The organism is Mycobacterium sp. (assembly GCF_050701515.1).
Classification (GTDB): domain Bacteria; phylum Actinomycetota; class Actinomycetes; order Mycobacteriales; family Mycobacteriaceae; genus Mycobacterium.
This window is the reverse complement of record NZ_JBOGDB010000323.1, coordinates 1-17,037: the sequence shown is the minus strand read 5'-3', so window position 1 is coordinate 17,037 and position 17,037 is coordinate 1. Positions and strand designations below refer to the sequence as shown.

The 17,037-nt window shown below is 67.5% G+C and carries 14 protein-coding genes; 12 read left to right on the top strand and 2 right to left on the bottom strand.

Going from position 1 to position 17,037, the window contains the following annotated elements:
* Positions 1-329: ArsR/SmtB family transcription factor (locus tag ACRDU5_RS23160; protein ID WP_526617326.1), on the top strand; the 329-nt coding region annotated here is incomplete at its 5' end.
* Positions 330-416: 87 nt separating this feature from the next.
* Complete coding sequence (nicT, locus tag ACRDU5_RS23155; protein ID WP_526617325.1) at positions 417-1,514, top strand: Nickel transporter NicT; 1,098 nt, start codon at positions 417-419, stop codon at positions 1,512-1,514.
* 2 nt (positions 1,515-1,516) lie between these two features.
* Here the strand turns inward: nicT and mtr are convergent, their stop codons facing one another.
* Positions 1,517-2,932: a mycothione reductase gene (mtr, locus tag ACRDU5_RS23150; RefSeq protein ID WP_526617329.1), complete on the bottom strand. Its 1,416-nt coding sequence runs from the start codon at positions 2,930-2,932 to the stop codon at positions 1,517-1,519.
* A 5-nt stretch (positions 2,933-2,937) separates the two neighbouring features.
* Complete coding sequence (locus ACRDU5_RS23145; RefSeq protein WP_526617324.1) at positions 2,938-3,957, bottom strand: alpha/beta hydrolase; 1,020 nt, start codon at positions 3,955-3,957, stop codon at positions 2,938-2,940.
* 58 nt (positions 3,958-4,015) lie between these two features.
* Here ACRDU5_RS23145 and mqo point away from each other — a divergent pair, with 58 nt between their 5' ends.
* The 10 genes from mqo to proS form a co-directional block, all read left to right on the top strand.
* Entirely contained in the window at positions 4,016-5,530 is a 1,515-nt protein-coding gene (gene mqo, locus ACRDU5_RS23140; RefSeq protein WP_526617328.1) for a malate dehydrogenase (quinone), read from the top strand.
* On the top strand, positions 5,527-5,994 hold the full coding sequence (locus tag ACRDU5_RS23135) for a GNAT family N-acetyltransferase (RefSeq protein WP_526617323.1): 468 nt from the start codon (positions 5,527-5,529) through the stop codon (positions 5,992-5,994). Before mqo ends, ACRDU5_RS23135 begins: the two co-directional genes overlap by 4 nt.
* A 5-nt stretch (positions 5,995-5,999) precedes the next feature.
* On the top strand, positions 6,000-7,862 hold the full coding sequence (locus ACRDU5_RS23130) for a magnesium chelatase subunit D family protein (RefSeq protein ID WP_526617327.1): 1,863 nt from the start codon (positions 6,000-6,002) through the stop codon (positions 7,860-7,862).
* Between the two features lie 12 nt (positions 7,863-7,874).
* A complete protein-coding gene (cobO, locus tag ACRDU5_RS23125) occupies positions 7,875-8,489 on the top strand; it encodes a cob(I)yrinic acid a,c-diamide adenosyltransferase (RefSeq protein WP_526617322.1) in 615 nt (204 codons plus the stop codon).
* Between the two features lie 220 nt (positions 8,490-8,709).
* The gene (locus ACRDU5_RS23120) at positions 8,710-10,086 is read left to right on the top strand and encodes a cobyrinic acid a,c-diamide synthase CobB (RefSeq protein WP_526617321.1); all 1,377 of its coding nucleotides are present in this window, start codon (positions 8,710-8,712) and stop codon (positions 10,084-10,086) included.
* Positions 10,083-11,279, top strand: a complete 1,197-nt coding sequence (gene cobA / locus ACRDU5_RS23115) for a uroporphyrinogen-III C-methyltransferase (RefSeq protein WP_526617320.1) — start codon at positions 10,083-10,085, stop codon at positions 11,277-11,279. The genes ACRDU5_RS23120 and cobA overlap by 4 nt, the downstream gene beginning before the upstream one ends.
* A gap of 33 nt (positions 11,280-11,312) precedes the next feature.
* Entirely contained in the window at positions 11,313-12,893 is a 1,581-nt protein-coding gene (locus ACRDU5_RS23110) for an MFS transporter (RefSeq protein WP_526617319.1), read from the top strand.
* Between the two features lie 73 nt (positions 12,894-12,966).
* The gene (locus ACRDU5_RS23105) at positions 12,967-14,475 is read left to right on the top strand and encodes an MFS transporter (RefSeq protein ID WP_526617318.1); all 1,509 of its coding nucleotides are present in this window, start codon (positions 12,967-12,969) and stop codon (positions 14,473-14,475) included.
* A 41-nt stretch (positions 14,476-14,516) separates the two neighbouring features.
* Positions 14,517-15,851 (top strand): adenylate/guanylate cyclase domain-containing protein, encoded by a 1,335-nt coding sequence (locus ACRDU5_RS23100; RefSeq protein WP_526617317.1) that lies wholly within the window; start codon positions 14,517-14,519, stop codon positions 15,849-15,851.
* Positions 15,852-15,889: 38 nt separating this feature from the next.
* The coding region (proS, locus tag ACRDU5_RS23095; protein ID WP_526617316.1) for a proline--tRNA ligase at positions 15,890-17,037 on the top strand (1,148 nt) is incomplete at its 3' end.

Here is a 17,037-nt window from a genome sequence, read left to right as displayed (position 1 = left end):
TGGACAAGCCCGAGAAGCGGCTCCAGGTCGAGCGTGCGTCATCGGCGCTGGCCGACGTCGACACCTCGGGCTGGACGCTGCGCTTTGATCTGCTGTCCGATCCCAACCGGCTGGAGATCCTGCTGTGTCTGCACCGGGCACCGGGCATCTGTGTCGGGGATTTGGCCGCCGCGCTGAGGCGCTCGGAAAACGCGGTTTCGCAAGCACTTCGGGTACTCCGGCAGCAGGGCTGGGTCAGTTCCACCCGAACCGGCCGAGAGGTCAGTTACCGACTCGAGGACGAGATCGTGCACGATCTGCTGCACCGGATCGGCGCTCAGCACGGCTGAAACGATTCGCTGGCCTGCGGCGAAACGGCACACCTGAACATCTGTTCATCTAGACAGGTGAGCCGGTGCGGGCATAGGGTCGAGGGCATGAGCGTCGTCGAGCAGCCCGAAGCGACCGTTTCCACGGGACTCGATCGAACCGATTGGACGACGATCGCCGCGATGGGCGGCGTCGTCCTGGCGCTCCACCTCTTTGGATGGGGAGTCCTGGTGTTCGGGGTGGCGCCGCAGCACATCACGCTGGGATCGGCAGGCGTATTCGGCGTTGGACTGGGCGTCACCGCCTACCTGCTCGGAGTGCGGCACGCCTTCGACGCCGACCACATCGCCGTAATCGACAACACCACGCGCAAGTTGGTCGGCGAGGGTACCCGCTCGTCGTCCGCCGGTTTCTGGTTCTCGCTGGGTCATTCCAGCGTCGTGTTCGGGCTGGCGTTCCTGCTGGCGCTCGGCGTGCGCGCGGTGGCGGGACCGGTGCAGGACGAGGGCTCACCGCTGTTGCAGACACTGGGGCTGGTCGGCTCCCTCGTCGCGGGTACCTTCCTGATCTTGATCGGGCTGACGAACCTGTTCGCCGCGGTGGGCATCGCCAAGGTGCTCCGCCGGATGCGCAGCGGCGACTTCGACGAGGCCGAACTCGGACGGCAGCTCGAGAACCGCGGGTTTCTGGCCCGACTTTTCGCCCGACTCATGCGCCGGGTGAGCAAGCCCTGGCACCTCTATCCGGTCGGGCTGCTGATGGGCCTGGGTTTCGACACGGCCACGCAGGTGGCGCTGCTGGTGCTGGCCGCAGGCACGGCGGCGTTCACCATGCCGTGGTACGCCATCCTGGTGCTGCCCGTGCTGTTCGCGGCCGGGATGAGCCTGTTCGACGCGCTCGACGGCATTCTCATGTCGCGGGCCTACGGCTGGGCGTTCCTCCAGCCGGTCCGCAAGGTGTACTACAACCTCACCGTGACGGTGCTGTCGGTGGTCGTCGCCCTCGTCATCGGCGTCATCGTGCTCGCCGGCCTGCTGGCCGACCGCCTCGGCATCGAGTCGGGTCTGCTGGCCGCGATCGGATCGGCGAATCTCGGGTTCGTCGGGTTCATGATCGTCGGGTTGTTCCTCGCGGCCTGGCTGATTGCGCTGGCGGTCTGGCACTTCGGGCAGGTTGAGAAACGCTGGGCCCCAACGGTCGAGTGAGATCAGTGCCGGCGCGAGGGCGGCCACGGTGGCTCGCCGCACAGCGCCAACAAGGCATTCTCGATGACCTCGGGCAGCGCGGGGTGGATCCAGTACTGGCCGCGCGCCATGTCCTGCGCGGGCAGGTCGAAACTCATCGCCTGGACGACCGGTTGAATCAAGGATGAGGCCTGATGGCCCATGATGTGCGCGCCGAGAATCAGCCCGGTGTCCTCGTCGACGACGATCTTCGCGATTCCTGTGGTGTCCTCCATCGCCCACCCATACGCGACGTCGCTGTAATCCTGGATCTTCACCTTGACCTTGAATCCCTTTGCCCGCGCTTGATTCTCGGTGAGCCCCACGCTCGCGATCTGCGGATCGGTGAACACTGCAGATGGCACATAACGGTGATCGGACGGCATCAGCGCATCGGTGTCGTCCCAGTCCTCCAACAGGTTGTGCCGCACGACGCGGGCTTCGTGGTTGGCGACGTGCTTGAGCTGATAGTCCGACGACACGTCGCCGAGCGCGAACACCCCACGGGCGGAGGTGCGTTGAAATTCGTCGACGACAACCTGGCCTCGTGCCCCGACCTTGATGCCGGCCTGTTCGGCGTCGAGGAGGTCACCGTTGGGAACCCGGCCGGTCGCCACCAGCAGAGTATCGCCGCGCAATGTTGAGCCGTCGTCGCAACGTATCTCGACACCATTGCCGACCTGTCGCGCGTCGATCATCTCGCGGTGGTCGCGGATCTTCCATTTCTTGGCGGCGATGTCGGTGAAGCGCATGGTGATGTCGTCGTCGTGCCCGCGCAACAGCGTGCTCCCGCGGATCAACAACGTCACCCGACTGCCGAGCGAATCGAAGATGTGCGCGAATTCGGCGGCGACGTAGCCGCCACCGACGATCACGAGATGCTCAGGCACGTCGGCGATCCGCATGATCGTGTCGCTGGTGTGGTAGGACACACCGCATTCGGCGATGGCTTCGGGAACCACAGCACGCGAACCAGCAGCGATCACCACCTGGTCGGCCGTGAACTCGTCGCCGTCGTCGGTGCGGAATGCATATCGGCCGTCCGGCTTCGGCCGGCCGAAGCGCGTGTGGCCGGAGAACACCTCGACGTTCGGCGACGCTCGTCGGTAGTTCTCGCCGCCCAGTGCGAGGGGATCGATGCGGCCGAACACCCGGGAGACGATGTCGCTCCATCTGACCCCGTCGACATGGGCGTCGACACCGTATCGTGCTGACTCTCTGACGCTTTGGGCCACCCCGGCGGCATAGACGAACATCTTGGTCGGTATGCAGCCGACGTTGAGGCAGGTGCCGCCGAAGATGTTCTGCTCGCAGATCGCGATCCGCTTGTCGGCATAGCGCTCATCCAGGATGCTGTTGCCTGAACCGGTGCCGATGATCGCTATGTCGAAATGGGCCATGTCGGTCATCCTCGCTCCGACTGATTTGCGGCATCTGATGTTTCGGCCAAATACCAATCCAGCCACCGGCCGAGTTCGTGGTAGGCGGCCTGGCGTGGCTCGGCCAGCGACAAGAACACGTCGTGCTTGGCGTCGGCGATGGGCACGATCGTGGTGCGGTTGCCGATACAGCCGGCCCACCGGGCGATCTGCTTGACGTCCAGCACGGCATCGCCGCGCTGAATGGTTTCAACTTTCTCGGGGTCGCTGACTTCACGCACACTGCGGTCCGATCGCAGGATCAGATTCGGCGCACCCACGTCCAGCCCGCGGTGCAGCCTGCCCTGCCCACGCCGGATCGCGTTGATCCAGCCGAATGTGACCGGGAAGCCGCCGATCGGCTTCCACTGCAGGTTGTAGTCGAACTCGCCGGCGTAGTCGCGGTGCAGCGTGGTGCCGTAACCGCCCTCGGTCGGTCCACGGGCCACCAGCTTCTTGCGGCATCGTGACAACGCGGCGATCGCAGCCGTGCCCACCGTCCGCAGCACCGCCGGACCCTGCAGGTCCAGGAACGGGCTGTTGAGCACCAGGCCGGCGACGTGCTTGCCCGCGGTGGCGCCGCGGCGCTGCAACCGGTCCAGCCACAGCGACACGATCAGACCGCCCGCGGAGTGGCCGTACACGAGTACTTTCGCGCCGTTGGTGGCGGCGGCGATGATGTCCAGCGCGCGCTCCAGCTCGTCGTCGTAGCGGGCCAGGTCGTTGGTGAAGTGCGGGGTTTGGCCCTTGCGCCAGGAGCGGCCGCACTTGTGCAGGTCCAGTGCGTAGAAGGCGAAGCCGCGGGTGCGGAAGTGCTCGGCGAGTTCGGTGTTGAAGAAGTAGTCGGTGAATCCGTGCACCAGCAGCACGGCATGGCGGGCCGGCGTCTCGTGTTCATCGCTGCGAATCAGGGTGGCGACGAGCTCGCCCTCCCCATCGGGATCGACGCCAAGGGGAACGGTCTGCTGCCAGTAGCCGGGCAGCACGTCGGGCTCCCAGGCACTCACGCCAGTTACCTTAGCCGCGCCGGGATAGCCTGGGATCGTGCCCCAACCCGGCTCCGAAATGAGCCAAGCCAGCATCGCCAAGACCGACGTCGTGCTGGTCGGCGCCGGGATCATGAGCGCCACGCTGGCCGCGCTGTTGCGACTGGTGCAACCGGATTGGTCGATGACGCTGATCGAGCGCTTGGACGGCGCGGCCGCCGAGAGCAGCGATCCCTGGAACAACGCGGGCACCGGGCACGCGGGCCTGTGTGAACTGGACTACACGCCGCGGCTGCCGGACGGCTCGATCGACATCGGCAAGGCGGTACGGGTCAACGAGCAGTTCCAGATCTCCCGTCAGTTCTGGGCCTACGCCGTCGAAAACGGCGTGCTGCGCGACGTGCGCAGCTTCCTCAATCCCATCCCACACGTCGGCTTCGTATACGGCGCCGCCGGCATCGACTACCTCAAGCGCAGGCACGACGCGCTAATCGGCAACCCGTTGTTCGGTTCGCTGGAGCTCATCGCCGATGAGGACGAGTTCGCCAGGCGGCTGCCGGTGATGGCCGCCGGGCGGAACTCCGCCGAGCCGGTCGCTTTGGACTGGGCGCCGGAGGGCACCGACATCGACTTCGGCTCACTGTCGCGGCAGCTCGTCGGCTACGCGGCCGAGCGGGGCATGACGACACTGTTCGGCCACGAGGCGCACGACCTGACCAAGCAATCCGATGGCAGCTGGATGGTCAAGATCGTCAACCGGCGCACCGGGGACAAGCGGAAGCTTAACGCCAAGTTCGTGTTTGTCGGCGCAGGCGGCGGGGCGTTGCCGCTGCTGCAGAAATCGGGCATCGGCGAGGCCAAGGGACTCGGTGGCTTTCCGATCGGCGGGAGGTTCCTGCGCACCGCCAACCGCGAGTTGACCGGCGCGCACCGGGCCAAGGTGTACGGCCTGCCACGTCCCGGTGCCGCTCAGACGGCGGCCCCGCATCTCGACACGCGCTTCGTCAACGGCAAGCCGTGGTTGATGTTCGGCCCGTTCGCCGGATGGTCACCGAAGTTCTTGAAGCAGGGCCATCTCACCGACCTGCCCGGTTCGGTGAAACTCGACAACCTGCCGTCGATACTCGGTGTCGCGCGCAACCGGAGCGACCTGCTCAGGTTCCTGATCGGCCGGGTTGTCTTGTCGGAGTCCGGCCGGATGCGGGAACTGCGTGAATTCGCGCCAGCCGCAGTCGCTTCCGACTGGGAACTCGTTGTGGCGGGGCAGCGGGTGCAGGTGATCCGCCGGGCCAAGGACAAGGGCGGCGTGCTGGAGTTCGGCACGACGATGGTGTCGGCCGCCGACGGCAGCATTGCGGGCCTGCTCGGTGCCTCGCCGGGTGCGTCAACGGCGGTGCCGGCCATGCTCGACATGATGGAACGCTGCTTCGGCGAGCGCTATCAATCCTGGCTGCCCAAGCTCAAGGAGATGGTGCCGTCACTCGGCGCCAAGTTGTCCGACGAGCCTGCGTTATTCGACGAGGTGTGGTCGTGGGGCAGCAAGGTGTTGCTGCTGGACCGGGCCGCCGACGCCGTACCGGTACGGGTGGCATGAACGTCGCGCTGCATCGATCCTGGGCCAAGGATCTGGACACCCTCGCCCTCTATGAGTTACTCAAGCTGCGGGTTGAGGTGTTCGTCGTCGAGCAGGCCACCCCGTACCCGGAGCTCGACGGCCGCGATCTGCTGGCCGAGACCCGTCACTTCTGGCTGGAAGGGGCGGACGGCGAGGTCATCTGCACGCTGCGGCTGATGGAGGAGCATTCCGGCGGTGAGAAGGGGTTCCGGCTCGGCCGGGTCTGCACCAAGCGCACCGCGCGCGGGCAGGGTCACGCGAACCGGCTGCTGCAAGCCGCGCTGGCCGAAGTGGGAGACTACGCCTGCCGCATCAACGCCCAGACCTACCTGGAAGACATGTACATCCACCTTGGCTTCGTCCGCGACGGCGACGAGTTTCTCGACGACGGGATTCCGCACGTGCCGATGCTGCGCGGCCGTACAGAAAGCGGGCAGCCGTGACGCCCATCTATCCGTTCAGCGCCATCGTCGGCCACGACCGGCTCCGGCTGGCGCTGGTGCTGTGTGCGGTGCGGCCCGAGATCGGCGGCGTGCTGATCCGCGGCGAGAAGGGCACCGCCAAGTCGACGGCCGTCCGCGGCCTGGCGCATGTGCTCGCGGCTGCCGGAGCCGCGGAGGCGGCGACATCGGACCGAGCCGCCGGTCATTTGGTCGAGCTGCCCATCGGGGCGACAGAGGACCGCGTGGTCGGTTCGCTGGACCTGCAGCGCGTGCTGCGCGACGGCGAGCACGCGTTCTCGCCGGGACTGCTGGCCCGCGCGCACGGCGGCGTGCTGTATGTCGATGAGGTCAACCTGCTGCACGACCACCTGGTCGACGTGCTGCTCGACGCCGCGGCCATGGGTCGGGTCCACGTCGAACGCGACGGCGTTTCGCACAGCCACGAGGCCCGGTTCGTGCTCATCGGCACGATGAACCCCGAAGAGGGTGAGCTTCGTCCGCAGCTGCTGGATCGGTTCGGCCTGACCGTCGACGTGCACGCATCGCGTGATGTCGAGGTGCGAGCAGACGTCATCCGCCAGCGGATGGCGTACGAGGCAGACCCGGTCGCGTTCGCCCGGTCCTACGCCGCGCAAGACGCCGAGCTGGCCCGCCGCATCGCCGCGGCCCGCGCATCGATCGGCGAGGTGGAGCTGCCGGACACCGAGCTGCGGCGCATCGCGGCGCTGTGCGCGGCCTTCGACGTCGACGGCATGCGTGCCGATCTGGTGGTCGCGCGCACCGCGGTCGCCCATGCCGCCTGGCGGGGGGTGGACACCGTCGCCGAGGAGGACATCCGGGTCGCCGCCGAGCTGGCCCTGCCGCATCGTCGTCGCCGGGACCCGTTCGACGATCCCGGGCTTGACCCGGACGCGCTCGACGACGCGATGGCACAGGCGCAGGATTCGGCGGATGACCCGGATCCGGAACCCGATCCACCCGGAGGCGGCGGTGAATCGGCGCCAGCGGATGATCGCGCTGCACCGCAAGGCAATTCGTCATCGGCGACGCGGCCCAGCGTGGCCCCATCGGGGGTGTTCCGCACCCGAACGCTGGTGGTGCCCGGGGTGGGCGAGGGCGCACCGGGGCGACGGTCGCGGGCCCGCAACCGCACCGGAACCGTCGTGTCGTCGACGTCCGAACCCGACGAAGGCCACGGTGTGCACGTGTTCGCGACCTTGCTTGCCGCGGCCCAACGACAGCAGCGGCCCGGACGTCCACGCCCGGCACCGGACGACGTGCGCCGCGCGATTCGTGAAGGCCGCGAAGGCAATCTGGTGATCTTCGTGGTCGATGCGTCGGGATCGATGGCCGCACGCGACCGGATGGCGGCGGTCAGCGGCGCCACCTTGTCCCTGCTTCGGGACGCCTATCAGCGCCGCGACAAGGTCGCCGTGATCACGTTCCGGCAGCAGCAGGCCACGGTGTTGCTGCCGCCTACATCGTCGGTGCACATCGCCGGGCGCAGGCTGGCGCGCTTCGATACCGGCGGGAAAACACCTCTGGCGCAAGGCCTGTTGACGGCACGCGATGTCGTGGTGCGAGAGAAGGCCCGGGATCGCGCCCGGCGCAGCCTGGTGGTGGTGCTCACCGACGGGCGGGCCACCGGCGGACCCGATCCGCTGGGCCGTGCGCAGGTCGCGGCCGCCCGGCTGGTCGCCGAGGGCGTGGCAGCGGTGGTGGTGGACTGCGAAACATCTTATGTCCGACTGGGTTTGGCCGAGCGGCTGGCCGGCCACCTTGGGGCACCCTCGGTACGGCTGGCGCAGCTGCGCGCCGACGACCTGACACAGATGGTCAAGAAGCAGGCCGGCCGCAGAGCCGCGTAGGGGAGGAGTTCGATGCCGCAGGGCCGTCCGCTCACCGTCCCCGACGACGGCCTTACCACCCGTGCCCGTCGCAATGCGCCGCTGCTGGCGGTGCACACCGGCGCGGGCAAGGGCAAGTCGACCGCTGCGTTCGGGATGGCGTTGCGCGCGTGGAATCACGGCTTCGACGTCGCGGTGTTCCAGTTCGTCAAGAGCGCCAAGTGGAAGGTCGGCGAGGAGGCCGCGTTTCATGAGCTCGGGCGCCTGCACGACGAGCACGGTGTCGGGGGCCCCGTCGAGTGGCACAAGATGGGCGCCGGCTGGTCGTGGTCGCGCAAGGCCGGCACCGACGTCGACCACGCGGCCGCTGCGGCGGACGGGTGGGCCGAGATCGGCCGGCGGCTCGCGCAGCAACGCCACGACTTCTACGTGCTCGACGAGTTCACCTATCCGCTGAAATGGGGGTGGGTGGACCTCGACGACGTGATCGCCACCCTCGCAGCGCGACCCGGAACTCAGCATGTCGTGATCACCGGCCGCGACGCCCCGCAGCCGCTGCTGGACGCCGCCGATTTGGTCACCGAGATGACCAAGGTCAAGCACCCGATGGACATCGGCCGCAAGGGCCAGAAGGGCATCGAGTGGTGACTCCCGCCTACCCTCGCGAGCTGGGGGCACCTCCCCCCAACCGCGAGCGTGCGTGTATGCGGCCGACACGCCGTCAAAATTGCCGAGTCTGCGCACGCTCGCAGTTGCGGCTAGTGCGCGGCTCAAGAAGCAGCTGTGGGCGGGGCGGCCGCGAGCGTGCGCAAAGTGATGTTGTTGCCCGGCGTGTCGCCTGCAGACACGCACGGTGGCCGGGGATCGGATGAATGGCGTTCCGGCGGTGGTCGTTGCCGCGCCGGCGTCGGGCAGCGGAAAGACCACGGTGGCAACGGGATTGATCGGGGCATTGCGGCGCGCCGGGTATCGGGTTGCGCCGTTCAAGGTGGGTCCCGACTTCATCGACCCGGGCTATCACGCGCTGGCTGCGGGCCGGCCAGGCCGCAACCTGGACCCGGTGCTTGTTGGCGAAGAGCGGATCGGGCCGCTCTACCGAAATGGCAGTGCCGGTACCGACATCGCCGTGATCGAGGGTGTGATGGGCCTGTTCGACGGACGCATCGACGGCACCGTGGTGGGGCGGGCCGCGGGATCCACCGCGCACGTCGCCGCGTTGCTGGGCGCTCCGGTGATCCTGGTGGTAGACGCCCGCGGCCAGAGTCACAGCGTGGCCGCGTTGCTGCACGGTTTCTCGACGTTCGACCAGTCCATCCGGATCGCCGGGGTGGTGCTCAACCGGGTCGGCTCACCGCGCCACGTCGACGTGCTGCGACAGGCATGTGAGCACGCTGGAATACCCGTACTCGGTGCCCTGCCGCGAACCGACGAATTGGCCGTTCCGTCAAGGCATCTCGGCCTGATCACCGCCGTCGAGCACGGCCGTCACGCCGGTGTCGCCGTGGACGTGATGACCGCACTGGTGGCTCAGCACGTGGACCTGGCCGGCGTGGTCGCCGCCGCCGGTGCACACGTCACCGACGAGCCCTGGAGCGCCGAAGAGGCCGTGGGGGAGCGCGTTGCCCGACCTGTGACGGTCGCGCTCGCCGCCGGCAAGGCGTTCAGCTTCTGCTACGCCGAACATTCCGAGCTGCTTCGGGCGGCCGGAGCCGACGTTGTCGAATTCGAGCCGTTGACCGATCCGTTGCCGCCGCGCACCGCCGCGCTGGTGCTGCCCGGTGGATTCCCGGAAGAGTTCACCACCGAGCTGTCCGCCAACGACGGCCTTCGGCAGCAGATCGCCGCGCTGGCCGCCGACGGTGCGCCGGTGCACGCCGAATGCGCCGGTCTCAGCTACCTGGTGGACGAGCTGGAGGGGTATCCGATGTGCGGCGTGCTGGCCGGCACGGCTCGGTTCACCAACAAGCTGACCCTGGCCTACCGAGACGCCGTTGCGCCGGCGGACTCGTCGCTCTATGCCGCGGGCGAGCGCACCGTCGGGCACGAATTTCACCGCACCACAGTGACATTCACCGACAGCTATCAACCCGCCTGGGTGTTCCGCGGCGAGGACGTGGCCGCCGTCCGCGATGGCGCCGTGCACGCCGGTGTGCACGCCAGCTATCTGCATACCCATCCCGCAGCCCGACCACATGCGATAACCCGCTTCGTGGCGGCCGCCGCAACCTCTAAGCTCGCCGGGTGACCGAGAACGCTTACCTGGTCGGCCTGAGACTGGCCGGCAGGAAGGTCGTGGTGGTCGGTGGCGGCACCGTCGCGCAGCGCCGTCTTCCGCTGCTGGTCGCCACCGGCGCGGATGTACACGTCATCACCCGGTCGGCCACGCCCGCGGTCGAAGCGATGAGTGGAATCACGTTGACGCTGAGAAACTTTCGCGATGGCGATCTCGAGGGCGCCTGGTATGCCATCGCTGCCACCGACAATCCGGACGTGAACGCGGCGGTCGTGGACGAGGCCGAACGTCGCCAGATCTTCTGTGTGCGCGCCGATGTGGCACGGGAAGGCTCCGCGGTCACCCCGGCCACATTCGACTACGAGGGCCTGTCCGTCGGTGTGCTGGCCGGCGGTGAGCACCGGCGTTCAGCCGCGATCCGGTCGGCGATCCACGAGGCGTTTCAGCAAGGGCTCATCGCCGCCGATACGCCGGGCGTCATCCACGGCGGCGTCGCCCTGGTCGGCGGCGGACCCGGCGACCCGGAACTCATCACCGTCCGCGGGCGGCGGCTGCTGGCCCACGCCGACGTGGTGGTCGCCGACCGGCTCGCGCCGCCGGAACTGCTGGCCGAGCTGGCCCCGCACGTCGAGGTGATCGACGCGGCGAAGATCCCCTACGGGCGCGCGATGGCGCAGGATGCGATCAACTCGGTGCTGATCGAACGCGCCAAAGAGGGCAAGTTCGTGGTGCGGCTCAAGGGCGGGGACCCGTTCGTGTTCGCGCGTGGCTATGAAGAGGTGCTCGCATGCGCGGACGCCGGGATTCCGGTCACCGTGGTGCCCGGTGTGACGAGTGCCATAGCGGTTCCTGCATTGGCGGGTGTTCCGGTCACTCATCGGGGGGTCACGCACGAGTTTGTGGTGGTCAGCGGCCATGTTGCGCCCGGGCACCCCGAATCGTTAGTGAATTGGGATGCACTGGCCGCGATGTCGGGCACGATCGTTTTGCTGATGGCCGTCGAGCGGATCGAGCTGTTCGCCAAGGCGCTGCGCGATGGCGGTCGACCTGCGGATACACCGGTGCTGGTGGTCCAGCAGGGCACGACGGCCGCGCAGCGGACGTTGCGAACGACGCTGAGCGACGCGCCCGACCGCATCCGATCCGATGGTGTCCGACCTCCGGCGATCATCGTTATCGGGCCGGTCGCCGCCTTCGGCAGTTAAAGGGTTCTTAAGATTACTGTAAGGTAACCGGCTATGACGGCTCTCAACGATGCAGAGCGCGCCGCCATCCGTCGTGACGCCGAAGGCGGCACGAACCGCTCTCTTCCGACGCAGGTGGAACACACCGCGGTGGAGAAAACCGGCAGGTACCCGAACTGGCTGCCCTCGCGACGCTTCTTCGCCGCGGTCATCGCGATCGGCGGCATGCAGTTGCTGGCAACGATGGACAGCACCGTCGCGATCGTCGCGCTTCCTAAGATTCAGGACGAACTGAACCTGTCCGACGCGGGCCGCAGCTGGGTGATCACCGCGTACGTGTTGACCTTCGGCGGCCTGATGCTGCTGGGCGGGCGGCTCGGCGACACCATCGGCCGCAAACGCACCTTCATCGTCGGCGTCGCTCTGTTCACCATCGCCTCGATCCTGTGTGGGGTGGCCTGGGACGAGACCACGCTCGTCATCGCACGGCTGCTGCAGGGCGTCGGCGCGGCAATCGCCTCGCCCACCGGGCTGGCGCTGATCGCGACGACGTTCCCCAAGGGCCCGGCGCGCAACGCCGCCACCGCGGTGTTCGCCGCGATGACCGGCATCGGGTCGGTGATGGGCCTGGTCGTCGGCGGCGCACTGACCGAAGTCTCATGGCGGTGGGCGTTTCTGGTCAACGTGCCGATCGGGCTGGTGATGATCTACCTGGCCCGCACCACGCTGCGGGAAACGCACCGCGAGCGGTTGAAGTTGGACGCCACCGGCGCGATCCTCGCCACCTTGGGCTGCACCGCGGCGGTGTTTGCGTTCTCGATGGGCCCCGAGAAGGGCTGGCTGTCGGCCGTCACCGTCGGCTCGGGTGTCGCCGCGGCGGTCTTCCTCGCCGCATTCCTGTACGTCGAGCGCACCGCCGACAACCCGGTGCTGCCGTTCGACCTGTTCCACGACCGCAACCGCGTTGCCACCTTCGCCGCGATCTTCATGGCCGGGGGCGTGATGTTCACCCTGACGGTCACCATTGGCCTGTATGTCCAGGACATCATGGGCTACAGCGCATTACGCGCCGGGATCGGCTTCATCCCGTTCGTCATCGCCCTCGGCATCGGCCTGGCGGTTTCGTCACAGCTGGTTTCCCTTTTCACGCCGCGGGTGCTGGTGATCGCCGGCGGCATCCTGGTGCTCGCGGCGATGATCTACGGGTCGACGCTCAACGGCGGGATCCCGTACTTCCCGAATCTGGTGCTACCGATCACGGTCGGCGGCTTCGGCATCGGCATGATCGTCGTGCCGCTTATGGTGTCGGCGATCGCCGGTGTGGGCTTCGACCGGATCGGCCCGGTCTCGGCGATCGCGCTGATGCTGCAGAATCTCGGCGGCCCAATCGTGCTTGCGGTGATCCAAGCCGTCATTACCTCGCGCACCCTGTATCTGGGCGGCACCACCGGCCCGGTGAAGTACATGGACTCCACGCAGCTGCACGCGCTGGACCAGGGCTACACCTACGGGCTGCTGTGGGTCGCCGCGGTGGCGGTGATCGTCGGCGGCGCAGCGTTGTTCATCGGCTACACCGCCGAGCAGGTCGCGCACGCGCAGGAAGTCAAGGACGCGATCGACCACGGCGACATCTAGCGATTTCGGCGTGATTTCCATTGCTGAGCGCCACTAATCACGCCGAAACCGCTTCTGGGTAGGCTGGCAAGCCATGTCTGCGTCGGCTGGTTCTGGCGGGTCGACGGACCGCGTCGCGCCACAGCCCTTGTCGACGCACGTGCTGGGCATCGCGATCGTCGCGATCACCGGCATGCAGCTGATGTCGACGCTCGACGGCACCATCGTCATCGTCGCGCTGCCGCGCATGCAGGCCGAGCTGGGCCTGTCCGACGCCGGCAAGAGCTGGGTCATCACCGCCTACGTCCTGACGTTCGGCGGCCTGCTGCTGCTCGGCGGCCGCGTCGGCGACGCCATCGGGCACAAACGCGCCTTCATCTCCGGCGTCGGTGTGTTCACGATCGCGTCACTGGTGTGCGGGCTGGCCACCGACGGCATCACCCTGATCGTCGCGCGCGGGGTGCAGGGCACCGGCGCGGCCGTCGCGGCCCCGACCGGGCTGGCGTTGATCGCGTCGACCTACGCCGTCGGCCATGCCCGCAATCGGGCGTTCGCGGTGTCGGCCGCCATGCAGGCGTCCGGTTCGGTGCTGGGCCTGGTGCTGGGCGGCGCACTGACGGTCGTCTCCTGGCGGCTGGCGTTCCTGATCAACATCCCGATCGGCATCGTCATCGTCTGGATTGCGGTCACCCGACTCGCCGAAACCCACCATGAGCGACTCAAACTCGACGTCACCGGCGCGCTGCTGGCCACGCTGGCCTGTACATCGGCGGTGCTGGTGTTCACCCAGGGCCCGCCGCGCGGATGGGTCGACCCGTGGGTCTTCGGCGCAGGCGTCGCGGCAGTGGTGTTCTTCGTCGCGTTCCTGATCGTCGAGCGAACCGCAGAGCACCCGATCATCCCGTTCTCGGTGTTCGACAATCGCAACCGAGTGGCGACGTTCGCCTCGCTGTTCATGGCCGGCGGTGTGATGCTGACCGCGACTGTGATCATCGGGCTCTACGTCCAGGACGTGATGGGGTACTCGGCGCTTCGGGCCGGTATCGCTTTCCTGCCGTTCGCGGGGGCGTTCGGGTTGGGCACCCTTCTGGCGACGCGTGCCGCTCCGCACATCGCCCCGCGATGGTTGATCATCGGATGTGGGGTGTTGGTGCTTGCGGCGATGCTGTACGGCTCTACGTTGGATCGCACGATCTCGTACTTTCCCGACTTCGTTGTTCTTATCGTGGTGGGCGGCTTCGGAATTGGCGTGATTTCGGTGGTCCTGCCGCTTTGCGCGGTGGCCGAAGTCGGACCGCGCGAAATCGGTCCGGTGTCGGCGATCCAGCTGATGGTCTACAACCTCGGTGGACCGCTGGTGCTGGTAGTGATCCAGGCGGTGCAGACGTCTCGCACGCTTTACCTGGGTGGCACGACGGGACCGGTGAAGGACATGACGCCCAGCCAGCTCGACGCGCTCGGGCACGGCTATACCTATTCGTTGCTGTGGATCGCCGGGCTCGCGATGCTGGTCGGCTGGGCGGCACTGTTCATCGGTTTCTCCGCCCGCCAGATCGCGACCGCCCAGCACACCCGCGAAGCCGTGGAGGCAGGCGAGCTGTAGATATCCGCTCGCGGCGGTGGTGTGCGTGTCACACTGGCGGCGTGAGCATAGGTCACGTCAAATATGCACGAAACGGGGACATTCGGCTGGCCTATCGGGTGATGGGCGACGGCGACATCCCGGTCGTGTTGGTTCCCGGATGGGTCAGCAACGTTGATCTCTACGACGACCCGACGTCCTTATACGCCGGCATGGCCGAGCGGCTCGGTCAGCATGTGCGGCTGGTGGTCTGGGACAAGCGCGGCACCGGGCTGTCCGACCCCGTGACCCACGTCCCGCCGATCGACGAGCGGATGGACGACCTGCGGGCCGTACTCGACGCCGCCGAGGTCGAATACCCGGCGCTCTTGGGCGTTTCCGAGGGCGGTCCGATGAGCCTCGTCTTCGCCGCGACGTATCCGGATCGGGTCCGTTCCCTGGTGTTATACGGCACTGTGGCGCGCTTCTCCCAGGAGTTGCCTGATTTCCCATCCGGATTCACCCCGGAGCAGATCGCCGCCACCTTCGAAGACATCGAGAACAACTGGGGCGAAGGCGCTTTGGCGGACTTGTTCTTCGGCCCGATCGCCGACGTACCCGGGGTCCGCGAGATGATCGGCAGGGAACAGCGGGCATGCGCAAGCCCGATGATGGCACGCATGATGTGGCAGGCGGTGGCCGAGATCGACGTCCGGGGTGTGCTCGGCGGCGTCCGCACTCCCACCATGGTGCTGGCGCGAAAAGGGGACCGCATCGCCCCCTTCGAGTCCGCAGTGGCCCTCGCCGCGGGAATACCGAACGCCGAACTACGGGAGCTGCCGCCGGGTGAGCACTACGCGATCGACCTGGTCGACCTGATCCCTCAGCTGGTGCTGGAATTCGTTGGCCAGCAAGCGGATGCGAAGCCCGCCGAGCGAGTACTGAGCACGGTGCTGTTCACCGATATCGTCGGCTCGACGGAACTGCTCGCCGCCCAGGGCGACGAGCACTGGCGCCGACAGCTTGACGACCACGACCGGGTGGTCGATGTGCTGCTGTCACGATTCGGCGGCCGGCGGGCCAAGCACACCGGCGACGGGGTGTTCGCTCTGTTCGACGGTCCCACCAAGGCCGCCCGATGCGGCCTGGATCTGGTACCGGCGCTGGCCACCCACGGCATCCCCATTCGCGCAGGAGTGCACATCGGCGAGTGCGAAAAACGCGGCGACGAGTGGAGCGGAATGGCGGTCCATGTCGGTGCCCGGATCGGCGCGATGGCCGGAGCGGGCGAGGTGCTGACCAGCCGGACCGTGCGCGACCTTTCTGCGGGGTCGGGGCTGGTCTTCGAAGATCTGGGGACGCACCGTCTCAAGGGGTTGTCCGAGGACACCGAGGTCTTCCGCGTCAAGGTCGCCTGAATCCGCGAAGATCGAGGGCGCCGATAAGCTAGCGGGCTGTGATCACCCGCATGTCCGAGCTGTTTCTGCGCACGCTGCGCGACGATCCGGCCGATGCCGAGGTCCCCAGCCACAGGCTGCTGATCCGGGCCGGCTTCATCCGCCCGATCGGACCCGGGCTGTACAGCTGGCTGCCGCTGGGACTGCGGGTGCTGCGCAAGGTCGAACGGATCGTGCGTGACGAGATGAACGCGATTGGCGGCCAGGAGATTCTGTTTCCCGCGCTGCTGCCCCGGGCCCCATACGAGAAGACGAATCGGTGGACCGAGTACGGCGACGGGGTGTTTCGGCTGAAGGACCGTCGCGACAACGACTACATGCTAGGGCCCACCCACGAAGAGTTCTTCACGATGACGGTCAAGGGGGAGTACAGCTCCTACAAGGATTTCCCGCTGCTGCTGTTCCAAATCCAGACGAAGTATCGCGACGAGGCCAGGCCGCGGGCGGGCATCCTGCGGGGCCGGGAGTTCGTCATGAAGGACTCGTACTCCTTCGACGTCGACGACGCCGGGCTGGAGGCCGCCTACCACGCCCATCGCGGGGCCTACCAGCGCATCTTCGACCGGCTGGGCGTCCGCTACGTGATCGTCTCGGCGGTCTCCGGCGCGATGGGTGGCAGCGCATCGGAGGAATTCCTGGCCGAAAGCGAGGTCGGTGAGGACACCTTCGTGCGCTGCCTGCAATCGGGCTACGCCGCCAATGTCGAGGCGGTGATCACCGCGGTGCCCGAGGCCCTGCCGATCGAGGGCCTGCCCGAGGCGAAGGTGTACGACACACCGGGCACCCCGACCATCGCCACCCTGGTCGAGTGGGCCAACCAGGCCGACCTGGGCCGGGACATCAACGCCGGCGACACGCTGAAGAACGTGGTGCTCAAGGTCCGTCAGCCCGGCGGCGACTGGGAGCCACTGGCGGTGGGCGTGCCGGGCGACCGCGAGGTCGACGAGAAACGGCTCGCCGCCGCGCTGGACCCAGCCGAATACGCGCTTCTCGACGACGACGATTTCACCCGCTACCCGTTCTTGGCGAAGGGCTATATCGGACCGAAAGCTCTGCTGGACAACGGTGTTCGGTATCTAGTCGATCCTCGAGTGGTGAACGGCACGTCGTGGATCACCGGCGCGGATGCGCCCGGCAAGCATGTGGT

Bases quoted from the DNA above. Each gene is read 5' to 3' on its own strand.
- ACRDU5_RS23105 (WP_526617318.1), top strand. From the start codon at position 12,967: ATGTCTGCGTCGGCTGGTTCTGGCGGGTCGACGGACCGCGTCGCGCCA.
- ACRDU5_RS23135 (WP_526617323.1), top strand. From the start codon at position 5,527: ATGAACGTCGCGCTGCATCGATCCTGGGCCAAGGATCTGGACACCCTC.
- ACRDU5_RS23120 (WP_526617321.1), top strand. From the start codon at position 8,710: ATGAATGGCGTTCCGGCGGTGGTCGTTGCCGCGCCGGCGTCGGGCAGC.
- nicT (WP_526617325.1), top strand. From the start codon at position 417: ATGAGCGTCGTCGAGCAGCCCGAAGCGACCGTTTCCACGGGACTCGAT.
- ACRDU5_RS23110 (WP_526617319.1), top strand. From the start codon at position 11,313: ATGACGGCTCTCAACGATGCAGAGCGCGCCGCCATCCGTCGTGACGCC.
- mtr (WP_526617329.1), bottom strand. From the start codon at position 2,932: ATGGCCCATTTCGACATAGCGATCATCGGCACCGGTTCAGGCAACAGC.
- mqo (WP_526617328.1), top strand. From the start codon at position 4,016: ATGAGCCAAGCCAGCATCGCCAAGACCGACGTCGTGCTGGTCGGCGCC.
- cobO (WP_526617322.1), top strand. From the start codon at position 7,875: ATGCCGCAGGGCCGTCCGCTCACCGTCCCCGACGACGGCCTTACCACC.